Source organism: Hominenteromicrobium mulieris (genome assembly GCF_046197855.1).
GTDB classification, from domain to species: domain Bacteria; phylum Bacillota; class Clostridia; order Oscillospirales; family Acutalibacteraceae; genus Hominenteromicrobium; species Hominenteromicrobium mulieris.
On the sequence record NZ_CP173188.1, the window covers coordinates 1,539,248 to 1,554,546 of the forward strand.

The following is a 15,299-nucleotide window of genomic DNA, read 5'->3' on the forward strand; positions in this document are numbered from 1 at the left end:
TCCGTATAGGAAAAGTATGGGCCCTAAACGGAGGTGTTATTCAGCCGCGCTTCACTCTTAGAAACGCGCCCTCTTTGATTTTTCGGTCGGTCTTGAGGTAGACCGTCATCGTCGCGTGCGGTGCGGATTCGATTGGCTCCATATCCTCGTTGTAGATGTCACTGAGTGTGAGGTCATACGGCACTTCGCCCGGCTCCAGTACGCTGACAGTCTCGCCGCGGAAGAAGCGGTTGCGCTGTGAAAGGCGCATCATGCCGTTTTCTTCGCCGGTGCACACGGCCGCAACATCCCAGCCGCGGATGTATCCGCCGCTGTTTACGGTCTGCCCCGGCTCGTGACCGCTGTAAAACCCGGTGCTGTACGCGCGATGGCTGATCTTCTCTGTCTCGTCCACGACCCACTGCGGAAGCGGCTCACCGTTCATGACAGCATCGATGCCGTGGCGGTACGCATTCGTCACGCAGGCAACGTAATACGCGGACTTTGCGCGGCCCTCAATTTTGAGGCTCGAAATGCCGCATTCGATGAGCTGCGGAATGTGCTCGATCATGCACATATCGCGGGAATTGAAGACATACGTCGATTTCTGGTCCTGTTCGATCGTGAATACCTGATCCGGACGCGTGCGCTCGATGAGGTAATAATCCCAGCGGCACGGCTGCGCGCAATCGCCGTGGTTTGCGTCTCTGCCGGTCATGTAGTTTGAAAGCAGGCAGCGGCCTGAGAACGAAACGCACATCGCACCGTGCACAAATGCTTCGATTTCGAGCGCCTTCGGCGTTTTCGCGCGGATCTCCGCGATTTCTTCAAACGAGAGCTCTCGTGCCAGCACGACGCGCTCTGCGCCCATGTTATAAAACGCGTTTGCGGTCTCATAGTTCACAACGCCGGCCTGCGTGGAAATGTGTATCGCGACATTCGGCGCGTATTTTTTTGCCATGGACATCACGCCGAGGTCGGTCATGATGAACGCGTCTACACCGATTGTCTGGCAAAACTCGAGAAACGCCGGCAGCGCGGCAAGTTCTGCGTTATGCGGCAGAATATTACAGGTGACATAGACCTTCACGCCCTGCGCGTGGCAGTATTTTACAGCTTCTTCAAGCTCCTCGTTTGTAAAATTGGAAGGCGCAGAGCGCATGCCGAAGGATTTACCGGCAAGATACACCGCGTCCGCACCGTAGCGCACGGCGGAAATAAGGCGCTCCATATCGCCGACCGGCGCCAGAAGCTCCGGCGCGTTATATCGTTTTTGTTCCATGAAATTCATTCCTTTACTGCATTTGTGCCTTCCCGGACAAAATTCGCCGGAAAGGCACAGGTAGCTTTGTTATCGTAAATGTTGTGTCGGTTACAGCAGACCGGCTTCCGCCATGTTCATCAAATGATCATCCATCGTGGAAGCGTAGTAAGCCTTACCATTGCTGTCATGACAGAAATAATAGGCATTACGACAATCATCACTGGTTGATGGATAGATTGCCGCCATAATGGCATCAAGACCCGGGTTGCAGATCGGGCCTGCCGGCAGGCCGTTGTTGTCATACGTGGAGTACGAGCTTACAAAGCCCTCCGGCGCGTCATTTGCCGTTTTGTACGGATAATAAACTGTGGAGTCGCAGTCCAGCGTGTAGATGTCATGCTCTGCGCCGCTTTCCAGTCGGTTGTGCAAAACAGCGGAAACTTTATACATATCTTTTGTATCTGCAGCCTCTGCCTGAATGATGGAAGCGAGCGTGATGATCTGATCCGTGGTATAGCCGGATTTCGCAATGTCATCGCGCATTTCGTCGGTGAGCTTATTTTCAAAGTTATTGAGGAAGCGGTCAAGGATCGATTCTACCGTATCGTTTTCAAAGAACTGGTACGTATCCGGGAACAGATAGCCCTCGAGCTTATAGTAGCGGTCACTTGTGTTCGTGATGGCTGCAACATCCGAGTAGCTGTCGTAATTCGAAGAGTTGCAAGCTTCAAGGATCTCGTCTGCAGTGTGCAGGCCGTTTTCTTCCAGCAAAGCGGCAAGCTGCTGCACCGTGATGCCCTCACGGAACATGACGGTGATCTCTTCGCCGAGATCCGGACCGGACTGTAAGGTATTGACAAGCTGCTTATAATCGTAGTTTGTTTTGATCGTATACGTGCCGGGTTCAAAATACTCCATTTCCGTGGTGAATTTGCAGAAAAGGGAGAAAAACTCCGGTTTATCGATCGCGTGGCTCTTGTAAAGAATGTCTGTCAGCTGCTCCTGCGTCACGTTTTCGGGAATCGTGACCTCCACTTCGGAATCCATGCGGTCTACACCAAGAAAATCGTTGGAGCCGCCAATCAGGTACGAAGCAAGGGTCAGAGAGACCAGAATAACCATGGCAAGCCACGTGAACGCGAAAATGCGCTTGTTTTTTCTGGCCTTTACACGGTTTCTTTTCTTGTGCTCCTTCGCTTCCTTTTTCTGATTGCGTTCCGCACGGGCGGAGCGTGCACCGGCAGAGCTTTCTTCCACACGCTGTGGTGCGCGGCTGCCGGCATAGCCCTGCAAGTCCTCCAGTTCGTCTGTGTGATTGAGCTGATCCTCGGAAAGATTCAGCTTGAATTCGCGCGAATTCTGGCTGCGCGGTGTCGCGTCCTTCGGGGCGTAGCGCCTGCCGTTATCACTCATATTTTCATTCCATCCTTTCTTCATCTGCCGTCAAAACGAGCCGCTTGTCGGTCAAAATACCGTCCATGCGTACATCATGCGGCTGCGTCGGCACTTGCGGCACGAGCTGAAAATCGTAGCATAGGCCGAGCTTTAAAACCGGATGCCGTGCAAAAAACGTATCGTAGTACCCTTTGCCGTACCCGAGCCGTGCGCCGTCTGCTGAAAACGCCAGTCCCGGCACAAGGCACAGTGCATTCGCCTCATCTTGATATGCCTCTGCTTCTTTCGGCTCCAAAATGCCGTAAGCGCCCGGCGAAAGATCGCGTAAAACCGAGATGCGGTAAAACACCATGCGGTTCGTGTTTGGCACGCATTTCGGTACGTAAAGCGCTTTGCCGTCTGCAAGTACACGCTCGAGAATTCTGAGCGTATCCGCTTCCGTGCCGAAGCTTACGTAGCTCAAAACACACGATGCCTTTTGGTACACCGAAAGTGCCATGAGCCGCTGCAAAAGGCAGTCATCCCGTGTAGCGCGATCCGTGCAGGCTTTGCGTGCCGCACGCATTTTTCGGCGCAGTGCGTTTTTTTTGGTTATATCGGTCATCAATCCGTGCACTGAATGCCGTCGTGGATCTTCTTTTCAACGTCCTTGTCGGTCAGCAGTCCAGCAAGCGTCAAGCCAAACTGCACGGCAACGCCCATACCCTTTGCCGTGACAATCTTGCCGTCTACGCAGACCGGCTTTTCGGAGATTGTGGCGCCCTTTAATTCGCCTTCAAAGCCCGGGAAGCAGATGGCTTCCTTACCGTTCAGGAGGCCGAGATGGCCGAGAACGCTCGGTGCAGCGCAGATTGCCGCAAGGTAAATGTCGTTCTTTGCGCAGTATTCCGCGCAGGTTGTGACGATCGGCGATTTTTCGAGGTTCAGTGTGCCGGGCATGCCGCCGGGCAGGATCATCAGCTCCATATCGTCCGTTGTAACGTCTTTTTCTTCGATGTCAGCTGTTACGGTGATGCCGTGGGAGCCGGTGATTGTTTTGCCGCCGACGCCGACGGTCTTTACTTCAAGCTCTGCGCGGCGCAGAATATCCACGGGCGCGAGCGCTTCGATCTCTTCAAATCCGTTTGCAAGAAATACATAGATCATAATAAATCCTCCAGCTTTTCCTTGATCTCGTGATGAATATCTTCAATGCTGCGCAAGGTGTCGCCCTCGGCGCAGTTTAATACGGTCCAGTTTAAATGCTCTGCGGCGTACAGTGCACAGTCCCTGCAATGTAGCAGATAAGGTATGTCGCTTTCGTGAATGTCTTTTTTGGTAGTGTCGCCTGCGTAGCGCTCTGTGAGCAGCCTTTGGGAAATTTTCGGCGGCACATCCAGATAAATCACACGATCCGGCCTCGGCAGCCCGAATTTTTCATATTCCAGGTCTTCAAGCCACGAAACGAACGCTTTCCACTCCGTTTTTGGCAGCTTACTTAATTGATATACAATGTTGGACGTCACATAGCGGTCGGAGATGATCGGCACACCACTTGCATAATCGTCTTTCCACTTCATGCGGTAGCTTGCAAAGCGATCCACGGCGTAAAATGCGCTTGCGGCGTAGGCGTTCACGTCTCCCGCCTCTTTTCCGAAATCGCCTTTCAGATACATTTTTACAAGCGACGAAGACGGAGAGTCATAATCCGGGAACGTTACCTGCCGTGCGCGGCCGCGCGATAAGGCGTAGTCATACAAAAGCTTTGCCTGCGTGCCTTTGCCGCTGCCGTCCAGCCCTTCGATTACAATCAATGCCATAAGTTTCATTTACTGCTTTCTGCGTAAATTTGCCGGCCTTTGCCGACTTTTTGCACCGCAGCGCGGTACATTCCTATTCATTATAGCAAACTGCGGCGAAATATACAACCGAAAAATTTCTTACAATGCGAAAAAACCGAGCAAAGCGGCGGGACAGGCACAATACCCGCCCTTTTCCGTACAATGGCATTGAGAAACCACAAAGGAGGTTTACAAATATGGCTGAAAATGAGCGGACACCCGATTGCGAAAACGGCGCAGCGTTAAAAGAAGCCGTCTGCATAGATGCCATGCGCATTTACGATTCCTGTTCAGATAAAGACTGCTTAGAGGATTTACGTGTGCTGTTTCCCGCCTCGGTGCAGCCCGTTGTGGACGCTTCCGCTAATGTGCGGGTACGGGACGTTGATGTAATCTCTGTGTACATTGATATGCAGCCGATTCCCTTTAACCGCGGGTATTACTCCATTGATCTCACGTTTTTCTTTGACGTATCTTTGGAGCTGTACGGCGGCGCGACAGTGGGCTGCGAACGCGTGAGCGGTATTTCAATTTTCAATAAGAAGGTCATTCTCTACGGCAGTGAGGGCAACGTGAAGATGTTTACAAGCGAGAGCTGCCGTGACGAAGCCGATTTACAGGGCAATAAGGTCTTACCCAAGGCGACTGTGCAGGTCGCGCAGCCGGTGGCGCTTTCCGCGAAGCTTTGCGAGCACTGCCGCTGCGGCTGCGAGCCCTGCTGCGTGATCCCGGACTGCATTGCAAGCCGTTACGGCGGCGCGTTTGAAACGGTAGAGCAGAAAAACACCGTATACGTGACGATCGGCCTGTTTACCATCGTGCAGATTGTGCGGAATGTGCAGATGCTCATTCCCGCGTTTGATTTCTGCATTCCGGATAAGGAATGCGTCACCTCCGGCGACAACCCCTGCGAGCTGTTCCGCAAGATTGATTTCCCGACCGACGAATTTTTCCCGCCGAAAGCGAGCGACTGCGGCTGTGGCTGCGGCAGACAAAATTAGAACCGCATTTGAATAATATAAGCCGTGCACTTTAAAAACAGGTGCACGGCTTACTTTTTTATACTTTTGTCAGTCTTGCGAAGTTTGCAAACAGCTTTTTGGTGCCGACTTTGTCAAACGCGACTTCGAGCAGCGTATCGTTCGCCATCGGCGTGGCGGAAACGATGAGACCCGTGCCGAACGCCTTGTGCAGGACAGTATCGCCTACGCGGTATGTACCGGCAGGCGCGGGCTTTACGCGCGGCTTCGGCATGAATCCGCCGGCTTCCGCAACGGATTTTGTTTTCGGTGCTTCCCCGAACGGCTTCGCGCCGCCGAAGCTCGGCATAGAGACCGGGCGCGCGCTGTAATCGCGGGAGCGGGTGTGCTCGACGAGCGTCTCCGGGATTTCTTCCACAAAGCGCGAAACGCGGTTGCGGTTCGTCATGCCGAAGATCATGCGGGATTCCGCGTGGAAAATGTACAGCTCCTCTTTTGCACGCGTGATGGCAACATACGCCAAACGGCGTTCCTCCTCCACTTCGGACGGTACATATACGCTCGCCATGCCCGGGAAAATGTTTTCCTCCATGCCCGGCAGAAACACCACCGGGAATTCGAGACCTTTTGCGGAGTGCACCGTCATGAGCACGACGGAATCGGCGTTATTATCGTAATTATCGATGTCCGTAATGAGCGAAACTTCTTCGAGAAAATCCGAAAGCGTGCCTTCGGGGTTCTCCTCCTCAAAACGGCGCAGGTTGGAAGCAAGCTCCTGCACGTTCGCGGCGCGGTCTTCTGCGGATTCCGGGTCGTCGGTCTTAAGAAAATTCAGGTAATCGATGCGCTCCACAAGCTCGTCATAAAGCTCGCCGAGCGTGATTTCTTCGTCGTTGTTGAGCTCGATGAGTCCCTGCATCTGTGCGGCGAAAAGCGTCATTTTGTTTGCGGCACGGGACAGTGCGGGATAGTCTTTCGCGTGCGAGACGACCTCAAACAGTGTCTCACCCGTCTGCTGACCGATCTGCGCCGCGACTTCGACCGAGCGGTCGCCAATGCTGCGCTTCGGCGTGTTGATGATGCGGCGCAGGCGCATTTCATCACTCGGGTTGTTGATAACGCTCAAATATGCGATCATCTCGCGGATCTCACGGCGCTCGTAGAAGCGCGTGCCGCCTATAATTCTATGCGGTACGCCGGACTTTGCAAAATTGCGTTCAAATGTCAGCGACTGTGAGTTCATGCGGTACAAAACAGCGTAATCAGAGAATTTTCGCCCTGCGGCAACGCCGCCTAAGATGATCTTCGTGATGCGCTCGGCTTCGTCCGTTTCGTTTTCCGCCGTGTGCAGGTGGATCATGGCGCCGGTGCCGTTCTGCGTCCACAGCGTTTTGCCTTTTCGCTCGGTGTTATGCTCAATGACGGCGTTCGCGGCGTCCAGAATGTTCTGCGTCGAGCGATAATTCTGCTCCAAACGAATGACCGTCGCATTCTGAAACGTATTTTCAAAGCTCAGAATGTTTTCGATCGTCGCACCGCGGAATTTGTAGATGCTCTGGTCGTCGTCGCCGACCACGCAGAGGTTACCGCTTTTTTCGGCCAGCATGCGCACAAATGTGTACTGCGCATGGTTTGTGTCCTGATACTCGTCAACCATTAGGTAGCGGAAACGGTTCTGGTAGTATTCCAGAACGTCCGGGCACTTTTTGAAGAGCTCCACTACTTTGTTGATGAGGTCGTCAAAGTCCATAGCATCGGCGTCTTCCAAACGCTTTTGGTACGTTGTATACGCGCGGGAGATAATCTTTAATCTGAAATCGTCGCCGACCGTGAGGGCATACTCGGCAGGCGAGATTAAAGAATCCTTTGCCCGGGAAATCTCGTTCAAAATCGATTTTGGCGTGATGTTTTTTTCCGAAATATTGAGCTCTTTTAAGATGCTTTTCATCAAACGGCGCTGGTCGTCGGTATCGTACACCGTAAAGTGCGAGGAATACCCGATACGCTCGCCGTCGCGGCGCAAAATACGCGCGCAGGTGGAGTGGAACGTCGATGCCCAAATGTCGTTGGCGGTCTCGCCCAGCATGGCACACAGGCGGTCTTTCAGCTCGCCTGCAGCCTTATTTGTAAAGGTAATAGCCATGATGCGCCACGGCGCGCAGGCAGAAACACTCAAATGCTCCTGTGTTTCCGTTGTGAGCGGCGTGCCGTTTTCAATATAAGCTTTGCACGCGGCAATATCATTTTCATCGAGATCGTCATGCAGATAGGTGCTGTTGTACGCGTCGCCGTAGCGTAGGATATTCGCGATGCGGTTGATGAGCACCGTTGTTTTTCCGCTGCCTGCGCCCGCTAAAATGAGCAGCGGGCCGTTTACGGTGAACACGGCCTGCTTTTGGCGGTCATTCATGCGTGCAAAGTCTTTTTCCAGCACCGCACGGCGCAGTGCAAGAATTTCCGATTTATCCATAGGTTCAAATGATCTCCGTTCTGTTGGTTCTGTGTCTTCTCGTTTTTCGGTTTCTATTTTACTATATCTTGCAAAAAAGTTCAATCGAACATAGAAAATTCCCGGGACGAGCTTTAAATCAGCCCCGAGAGGTTTATGTGTAAGTTAATATGACTTTACAAAGCAACTCAACTTTGCAAAGTCGATACGCTTTACATTACGCAAGCATCTTACGCACCATGTCGTAAAGCACGGGTTTCATATTGTCTATTGTATCCGGCTTATTTTCAATCATCGTGGCAAAGCAAGTGGAACCAATGAGCTCAACCACCAAAAACACGCGCTTATATAAGACATCTTCTGTGCAGCCCACGGCGAGCGAGCTGCTCTCAATGGCAGTGACAAGCTTGTCCCACAACGGGTCTTCTCTTAGATCAAGCTGCTTTTCAATCATCGGCCAGGAGAAATTGCGCTCCAAAAGCCGCAGTGTCAGACGGCTTCTTTTAAAGTATTCCACGATGTAATCGACCATGAGGATGATGTCTTCTACAAAAACGCCAGTCTTATGCTCTTCCGCATATTCATAGGCCTCACTCAAAACACGCGCAGAAATGCGGTATGTGAGCTGCTGCAGAAGCTGGGTTTTATCGTGAAAATACAGATAAAACGTACCCTTTGCGACGTTCGCTTTCTTTACGATCTCATCGACCGAGGTCTTGTTAACGCCCTTTTCAAGGAAAAGCTGATAGGCCGCCTCGAGCAGCCCCTCCTTTTTCTGTTCTTTTTTCTGTTCAACACCGCCGCGCATGGCTGTGGCCTCCCAACATTCAAATCTAACTGTGTAATCACTTCATTTGTTTTATAGTATAAGGCGGATACACCGTAAAAAGCAAGCCAAAAACAACATTTTGTACAGATTTGAATAAAATGACTAATAGTCAATTTATTTTGCCTACACAGTTCGTCACTTTTAATATTGACTATTGGTCATTTTTGGACTAAACTACATAACGAAATAAACGGGATGGTTCCCGAATGAAAGGAGCGGTGCTAAATGGAGCACTTTGCACGATGGATCGTGAAGCGCAGAAAGCTGATTCTTGTTTTAGCGGTTCTGCTTTTGATCCCCTCGGTGTTCGGTGCGCTCGGCACCTACATTAACTACGATATTTTGACCTACCTGCCGAAAAATCTGGATTCCATGATCGGCGAGACGTATTTGGAGGATGACTTCAATATGGCATCGGTTTCCATGATTACGGTTGAAAACATGTCTACGCCTGATACCTTAAAACTGAAAAGCGATCTTGAAGGGGTCGAAGGCGTACAGAAGGTCATGTGGACGAGCGATTTTATCGATGTGACGACGCCGAAGGAAATGCTTCCGAGCGATATTCAGAAGTTCTTCTATAACGATTCCGGCGCAACGATGCTCATCGTTCAGTTCGATGCCCCGAGCGCAGATGCCAGAACGATGAACGCGCAGAAGCAAATCAAGAACATCTTGAATAAAGATTGCTTCATCGGTGGTATGTCGGCTATTTTGGAAGATACCAAGAGCCTCATCAATAAAGAAATGCCCTTGTATATCCTTTGCGCTGTGGGCGCTTCGTTGCTGATTCTGTTCCTCAGCCTGAAAGAAACGATTGTGCCGCTTATCTTCATGCTCGGCATGCTGTTCCCAATCGTCTATAACTTCGGCACGAACATTTTCCTCGGCCAAATCAGCTACATTACGGAAGCATTGGCAACGGTCCTGCAGCTTGGTGTTACGATGGACTTCTCCATCTTCCTGCTGCACCGTTACGAAGAAGAAAAGCTGACGGCGGCATCCGATGAGGACGCCATGGTGGCGGCTATTAAAAAGACGTTTTCCTCCATTACCGGCAGCTCCCTTACAACGATTGCGGGCTTCCTTGCCATGTGCACCATGCAGCTTACGCTCGGCGAAGACATCGGCGTCGTCATGGCAAAGGGTGTTCTGCTCGGCGTTATCTGCACCATCACGGTTTTACCGTCCCTTATCATGACGTTCCGTCGTGCCATTGAAAAGCACACGCACCGCACGTTCATCCCGAAGCTCAAGCGTACCTCGAACTTCGTCGTGAAGCACCGTGTGCCGATTTTGATTGCGTTTATCATGATCTTCATTCCGTTCTTCATTGCACAATCAAAGACTTCCGTTTACTACACGATCTTTGATGCGCTTCCGCAGGACCTTCCCGGCATTGCGGGTACGAACCGCTTGAAGGAAGACTTCGATATGACAACGTCCCACTTCATCATTGTGGACGATACCCTTTCCGAAAAAAATCTCTCCGATCTTTCCGATGAGTTGAGCGACGTGGACGGCATTCACCAGGTTTTGAGCTATGAAAAGTTCGTCGGCGGCGCGATCCCGGAAATGTTTATTCCTGACGACGTGCGCGACATCTTTGAGGCCGACGGCCACAAGATGATCCTTGCAAACTCCTCCTATAAGAGCGGCAGTGACGAGCAAAATAACCAGCTCTCCGAAATGATCGATATTGTGAAAAAGTACGACCCGAACGGCGTCATCACCGGCGAAGGCGCGATGACGAAAGATTTGATCGAGGTTGCGGATGTCGACTTCAATAACGTCAACATCACAAGTATCATCGTCGTGTTCGTCATTATCGCCATCGTGTTCCGCTCCGCTTCTGTTCCGGTGCTGCTCGTTGCGGCGATTGAAAGCGCCATCATGATCAACCTCGGCATTCCGTACTTCACCGGCACGACGCTGCCGTTTATCACAAGCATCGTTATCGGCACCATTCAGCTCGGTGCAACGGTCGACTATGCGATCCTCATGACCACGCGTTTCCGCGAAGAGCGTAACGCGGGTCACACTGCAAAGGAAGCGGCTCAAATTGCCGTTGAACAGTGCAGTCAGAGCATTTTAACAAGCGGTCTCACCTTCTTCGCGGCAACGTTCAGCGTGTCCCTCGTCTCCCGTATGGAGCTTATCGGCGTGTTGTGCAAGCTCATCAGCCGCGGCGCACTCATCAGTATGGCAGTTATCCTGCTTGTGTTGCCGGCACTGCTCGTCATCACGGAGCCAATCCTCAGAAAGACCACGTTCCATTGGCTGAAAAAGCCCGAAATCACCGAGAAAAAGGCATAATCGATTCAGAGAAAGGATCTCGATCAATATGAGTAAGTATCTTACAAAATCCGTTGCGGCTACGATTTCCGCACTTCTCCTCCTCGGCTGCGCTGCCCCGGCCTTCGCGGCGGATGCTACCGTTGAGAAAAAAGAAACCTCTTATCTCATCCTGAACGCAGACGGTTCCGTGCAGGAGCAGGTCACCAGCGATTGGCTGCACAGCGATGACGGTTTTGATGCCGTTACCGACGAAAGCGACCTTTCCGATATCCAGAATCTCAAGAGCGACGTGATGCCGGAACAGTCCGGCAATACGCTCAAGTGGACGACGGACGAAACCGATATTTATTATCAGGGCAAGAACAGCGCACAGGCGCCTGTCGGCGTTTCCATCGAGTATACGCTGGACGGAAAGACGGTTACGGCCGATGAACTCAAGGGTCAGAGCGGCCACCTTGTCGCAACCGTTAAGCTGACGAACAACACCGGCGAAGAAGTGACCGTAAACGGTAAAAAGCGCACCGTCTATACCCCGTTCTTCACCGTTGCGGCGGCTGTGCTGCCGAGCGAAAACTTCAAGAACATCACGACAGAGCACGGTCTTGTGGAGTCTGATTCCAAAACGCAGGTTGCCTGCTACCTTGCGATGCCGGGCATGAAGGAAGCCGTCAGCGACCTGCTCCCCGACAGCTTTGATAAGCTCGACGACCTGATGCTCGATACCCTTACCCTCGAAGCGGATGTTACGGACTGCACCGTCCCGACGTTTCTCTTCGCCGCGGCTCCGAACCTTTCCGACCTCGACCTCGATGAGGCTTCCGACGAGCTTGGCGACACGATGAATGAGTTGACCGATGCAATCGATCAGCTGAAGGATGGTTCCGGCGCACTGGATGACGCTGTGGGCACACTTGTCGAAAGCCTTGACACGTTTGCTTCGAGTTACAGCCAGTTCGATGCCGGCGTGGACAGCGCTTTGAACGGCACACAGACCCTTGCAAACGGCACGGAAAACCTGCTTGAAAACGCACAACTCTTGGCAACGAAGACCGGCGAGCTTTCCCTCGGCGCTATTCAGCTGCAGAACAGTACCGCACAGCTTGCGGGCGTCATGAATCAGCAGCTTGTCCCGGGCCTTGTAGATGCTTCCGAAAAGAAGACCGCGCTTGAAGACAAAATGACCGAGCTTTCCGGCAAGCTGGAGACCGTTGAAATCCCGGATATGACAGCACTCAAAGCACAGCTCGGCGCAGGCGCTGCACAGGTTTTCGATGGCGCGGCGAGCGGCGCAGCGAAAGCGGCTTCCGAAGCTGCTGCAAGCAATGCGGCAACAGTTGCTTCTCAGAAGACGGCGGAAGAGATCAAGGGCAACGTACAGGCGGCAGCCGATGATGCGGCAGTCGGCGCAGATCAGGTAGCAGATCAGGCAGCTGCACTTTCGACCGATGTATTCCAAGGCGGTTATAAGACGGCACTCGAAGAACTTTTAAGTGATCCGAATTTCCTTACTGAGGATCAAAAAAATGCAATCTTAGCAAAAATCGATGTTCCGGCTTCTCCGAGTAGCGAAATTACCGATACAGTTACAGCAAAACTTTCCGACGCAGCAACAGTTGCTGTAAAAACGGCAATGGGTCAGGTTGTAAACGATATTGATTCGGATACGATTGCAAGCACGGTTGGTCCGAAGGTTGCCGAACAGGTTGCCCCGGCTGTTACGGAAAAAGTAACTACTTCCGAGGAACTTGCAGCGGCAAAGCAGAGCGCTGTGCAGCAGGTTGCAGCGGCAATTCCGGACATTAACACCGATGAGCTCAAGAGTTTGATGGGTGAATTCAAAGACCTCTCCTCGCAGGCAGGCGAAATGATGGACAGTGTCGATACGCTGACCGGCGCGCTGTATAACGCAGAGAATCCGGCAGATACCAACACGGTTGTCGGTGCGGCCAACGCGATTTCCGACGGTGCTGCAAAGCTTGGCAGCGGTGCTTCTCAGCTTGCAACCGGCACCTCTGCATTCGCAACCGGCGTAGGCACGCTCGATGCAGGCACCAACCAACTGCTCAGCGGCATGGAGACGCTCTCCTCCTCCAGCAAGACCGTATCGAATGCGATCGGTCAGTTCCAGACCGGCGGCGCAGAACTTAAAGACGGCACGTCTGAGCTCAGCGACGGCATGACAGAGTTCTCCGGTACAATCAATGATAAGCTCGACGGCCTCAGCGAAATTACCGACCCGGATTCCACGCTGGCACGCGTGATTGACATCATGAAGGACCGTGCGGACAGCTTCAAGGGCTCCGGCCGCGCAGACGGTACGGATATGACCGTAAGCTACGTAATGCGCACCGCAACGGACTCGAGCAGCAACAGCACGAGCACCACGGAAGAAACCACGACCGAGACTGAAACCAAAGACAGCTTCTGGAACCGTGTGGCAAACCTCTTCTCTAAGTAATTTAAAATAAAGCAAAGGAAGCAGGAACACATCGAAAGGTGCGCCTGCTTCTTTTTTATTGCTTTTTTCGGTGAAACGGTGTATGATTATCGTGTTTAAATCAGCAGAAAATGGGGTTGAAAAATGAAAAAACTATGCACGCTGTTCCTCACATTTTTGAAGATCGGCGCTTTCACGTTCGGCGGTGGCTATGCGATGGTTGCCTTGCTGGAAAATGAATTTATCGCAAAGAAAAAGTGGATCGATAAAAAAGAGTTCCTCGACATGATCGCGATTGCGGAATCTACGCCGGGCCCGATAGCGATTAACAGCGCAACGTATATCGGTTATCACATTGCCGGTGTGCCCGGCGCGGCGACGGCCACGCTTGGGGTGTGTATCCCTTCGTTTGTCATCATCTACCTCATTTCCCTATTCTTTGACCAGTTTTTGAGCTTGAAATTCGTTTCCTGCGCGTTCCGCGGAATTCAGGTGTGCGTTGTGTATCTCATCTTTTCCGCCGGTGTGCGCATGCTGAAAAGTCTTGAAAAGACGGCGTTCAATACCGTGCTTGTCACAGGCGTAGCGGTTTGTATGATAGCGTTTTCCGTTTTCGCTGTTTCGTTTTCGTCCATCTACTTTATTTTGCTTAGCGGTGTGGTTGGTCTTGCGGCCTACTTCATACAGCGCCTGCGTGGAAAAGGCGGTGACGTGAAATGATCTATTTTAAATTATTCCTGACCTTCCTTGAGATTGGCGCAGTGTCGTTCGGTGGCGGCTACGGCATGATCTCCCTCATCCGCGAAGCCGTGCTCTCGAATCACTGGCTCACGGAAAGCGAGTTCATCAACTTCATTGCGGTGTCCGAATCGACCCCCGGCCCACTTGCCGTCAACATGGCGACGTTCATCGGATCTTCGCAAGGCGGCGTGTTGGGCAGTCTGCTCGCGACTTTGGGCGTGGTGCTCCCCTCGTTCGTCATTATTTTGCTCATTGCGGCAGTGTTGAGTAATCTGCTGAAATACGCCGGTGTACAGGCATTCCTCTCCGGCGTGCGTCCGTGCGTGGTGGCGCTCATTTTGGCTACGGCGCTGACGATGGGTCTCAGCACGCTATTCGGCTTTACGACCATACGAAGCGCCCCCGAGGTCGATCTGCGCGGTGTTGTGATTTTGCTGCTGCTGATTACTTTGCACTTTGGCTATAAGCACTTTAAAAAGAAAGCACCCTCGCCCATTTTGATGATCGTGCTTTCCGCCGGTCTCGGCATTTTGTTCTACGCATTTTAAATTTTGGGAAAAGAAAAGACCTCTGCTCGGGCCAAACAGTCTTGAGCGGAGGTCTTTTCTGTACAGAAAATAGCGTTTAGCCGTTATTTCGGCTGCACTTTTCGGCGTCGATTGCAAGCACGATCATCAAAACGCACAGTGCGTCTGCGGGGTCGTATATGTTCAAAAGGTACGTGTCCGTCCAGTTGAACAGCTCTTTGGAGATGCTTGCCACATCGTGACCGCTTCCGGAAACAACGGTATAATCCCACTCCAAAACGTTGCCCTCCACATGCCAGCCGTTGCATTCTACGTTGTATTTCGGCTTAAATAGTGCAAATTCGCGGCTGATGCAACCGACATATTGGTTTTTAAAATACATTTCGAATTTCGGCATGAACGTGAAGATGCGTTCTTTTACCGTGCCGATCTCTTCGCCGTAAGCGTCAAAAATTTTCAGGCAGTGTCCCCAGGAGAGCTGCCCTTTGACGACATACACCGTGTTGCCGTTCTCATCGTAAATATCGTAGCTGTCGAACCATGAAAAAAGCGCTGTTTAAACCGTAAAATCATAAAAAAT

At 52.0% G+C, this 15,299-nt stretch carries 12 protein-coding genes and 1 pseudogene; 5 read left to right on the plus strand and 8 right to left on the minus strand.

Annotated features, from left to right (window positions below):
* Positions 1-40: 40 nt before the first annotated feature.
* The 5 genes from ACI0CA_RS07485 to ACI0CA_RS07505 form a co-directional block, all read right to left on the minus strand.
* Positions 41-1,261, minus strand: a complete 1,221-nt coding sequence (locus ACI0CA_RS07485) for a peptidase U32 family protein (RefSeq protein ID WP_446806375.1) — start codon at positions 1,259-1,261, stop codon at positions 41-43.
* Positions 1,262-1,351: 90 nt separating this feature from the next.
* Positions 1,352-2,656: an endolytic transglycosylase MltG gene (mltG, locus tag ACI0CA_RS07490; RefSeq protein ID WP_308448315.1), complete on the minus strand. Its 1,305-nt coding sequence runs from the start codon at positions 2,654-2,656 to the stop codon at positions 1,352-1,354.
* A 4-nt stretch (positions 2,657-2,660) separates the two neighbouring features.
* Complete coding sequence (locus tag ACI0CA_RS07495; protein ID WP_446806374.1) at positions 2,661-3,242, minus strand: 5-formyltetrahydrofolate cyclo-ligase; 582 nt, start codon at positions 3,240-3,242, stop codon at positions 2,661-2,663.
* Complete coding sequence (locus tag ACI0CA_RS07500) at positions 3,242-3,784, minus strand: DJ-1 family glyoxalase III (RefSeq protein WP_176820078.1); 543 nt, start codon at positions 3,782-3,784, stop codon at positions 3,242-3,244. Before ACI0CA_RS07500 ends, ACI0CA_RS07495 begins: the two co-directional genes overlap by 1 nt.
* Positions 3,781-4,437, minus strand: a complete 657-nt coding sequence (locus ACI0CA_RS07505; RefSeq protein WP_446806373.1) for a dTMP kinase — start codon at positions 4,435-4,437, stop codon at positions 3,781-3,783. Before ACI0CA_RS07505 ends, ACI0CA_RS07500 begins: the two co-directional genes overlap by 4 nt.
* A 218-nt stretch (positions 4,438-4,655) precedes the next feature.
* Between ACI0CA_RS07505 and ACI0CA_RS07510 the strand changes: the two genes are divergently transcribed.
* The gene (locus ACI0CA_RS07510) at positions 4,656-5,459 is read left to right on the plus strand and encodes a hypothetical protein (protein WP_308448319.1); all 804 of its coding nucleotides are present in this window, start codon (positions 4,656-4,658) and stop codon (positions 5,457-5,459) included.
* Between the two features lie 58 nt (positions 5,460-5,517).
* Here the strand turns inward: ACI0CA_RS07510 and ACI0CA_RS07515 are convergent, their stop codons facing one another.
* Positions 5,518-7,908 carry an ATP-dependent helicase gene (locus ACI0CA_RS07515; protein WP_446806372.1) on the minus strand — a complete coding sequence of 797 codons (2,391 nt, stop codon included), beginning with the start codon at positions 7,906-7,908 and terminating at the stop codon, positions 5,518-5,520.
* Positions 7,909-8,104: 196 nt separating this feature from the next.
* A complete protein-coding gene (locus tag ACI0CA_RS07520; RefSeq protein WP_308448321.1) occupies positions 8,105-8,695 on the minus strand; it encodes a TetR/AcrR family transcriptional regulator in 591 nt (196 codons plus the stop codon).
* A 246-nt stretch (positions 8,696-8,941) separates the two neighbouring features.
* Here ACI0CA_RS07520 and ACI0CA_RS07525 point away from each other — a divergent pair, with 246 nt between their 5' ends.
* The 4 genes from ACI0CA_RS07525 to ACI0CA_RS07540 all read left to right on the plus strand — a co-directional run bounded on the left by ACI0CA_RS07525 (position 8,942) and on the right by ACI0CA_RS07540 (position 14,740).
* Positions 8,942-11,032 (plus strand): efflux RND transporter permease subunit, encoded by a 2,091-nt coding sequence (locus ACI0CA_RS07525; protein WP_308448322.1) that lies wholly within the window; start codon positions 8,942-8,944, stop codon positions 11,030-11,032.
* A 28-nt stretch (positions 11,033-11,060) separates the two neighbouring features.
* Positions 11,061-13,472 carry a hypothetical protein gene (locus ACI0CA_RS07530; RefSeq protein ID WP_343284377.1) on the plus strand — a complete coding sequence of 804 codons (2,412 nt, stop codon included), beginning with the start codon at positions 11,061-11,063 and terminating at the stop codon, positions 13,470-13,472.
* 123 nt (positions 13,473-13,595) lie between these two features.
* Positions 13,596-14,171 (plus strand): chromate transporter, encoded by a 576-nt coding sequence (locus ACI0CA_RS07535; protein ID WP_412264981.1) that lies wholly within the window; start codon positions 13,596-13,598, stop codon positions 14,169-14,171.
* Positions 14,168-14,740, plus strand: a complete 573-nt coding sequence (locus ACI0CA_RS07540; RefSeq protein ID WP_176820920.1) for a chromate transporter — start codon at positions 14,168-14,170, stop codon at positions 14,738-14,740. The genes ACI0CA_RS07535 and ACI0CA_RS07540 overlap by 4 nt, the downstream gene beginning before the upstream one ends.
* 76 nt (positions 14,741-14,816) lie before the next feature.
* On the opposite strand, the pseudogene ACI0CA_RS07545 reads toward ACI0CA_RS07540, so the two are convergent.
* Positions 14,817-15,292, minus strand: a pseudogene (locus ACI0CA_RS07545) (LURP-one-related/scramblase family protein).
* Positions 15,293-15,299 lie beyond the last annotated feature (7 nt).

Excerpts from the sequence above, each read along its gene's own strand:
- ACI0CA_RS07485 (WP_446806375.1), bottom strand. The coding sequence starts at position 1,261 with ATGGAACAAAAACGATATAACGCGCCGGAGCTTCTGGCGCCGGTCGGC.
- mltG (WP_308448315.1), bottom strand. The coding sequence starts at position 2,656 with ATGAGTGATAACGGCAGGCGCTACGCCCCGAAGGACGCGACACCGCGC.
- ACI0CA_RS07495 (WP_446806374.1), bottom strand. The coding sequence starts at position 3,242 with ATGACCGATATAACCAAAAAAAACGCACTGCGCCGAAAAATGCGTGCG.
- ACI0CA_RS07500 (WP_176820078.1), bottom strand. The coding sequence starts at position 3,784 with ATGATCTATGTATTTCTTGCAAACGGATTTGAAGAGATCGAAGCGCTC.
- ACI0CA_RS07505 (WP_446806373.1), bottom strand. The coding sequence starts at position 4,437 with ATGGCATTGATTGTAATCGAAGGGCTGGACGGCAGCGGCAAAGGCACG.
- ACI0CA_RS07510 (WP_308448319.1), top strand. The coding sequence starts at position 4,656 with ATGGCTGAAAATGAGCGGACACCCGATTGCGAAAACGGCGCAGCGTTA.
- ACI0CA_RS07515 (WP_446806372.1), bottom strand. The coding sequence starts at position 7,908 with ATGGATAAATCGGAAATTCTTGCACTGCGCCGTGCGGTGCTGGAAAAA.
- ACI0CA_RS07520 (WP_308448321.1), bottom strand. The coding sequence starts at position 8,695 with ATGCGCGGCGGTGTTGAACAGAAAAAAGAACAGAAAAAGGAGGGGCTG.
- ACI0CA_RS07525 (WP_308448322.1), top strand. The coding sequence starts at position 8,942 with ATGGAGCACTTTGCACGATGGATCGTGAAGCGCAGAAAGCTGATTCTT.
- ACI0CA_RS07530 (WP_343284377.1), top strand. The coding sequence starts at position 11,061 with ATGAGTAAGTATCTTACAAAATCCGTTGCGGCTACGATTTCCGCACTT.
- ACI0CA_RS07535 (WP_412264981.1), top strand. The coding sequence starts at position 13,596 with ATGAAAAAACTATGCACGCTGTTCCTCACATTTTTGAAGATCGGCGCT.
- ACI0CA_RS07540 (WP_176820920.1), top strand. The coding sequence starts at position 14,168 with ATGATCTATTTTAAATTATTCCTGACCTTCCTTGAGATTGGCGCAGTG.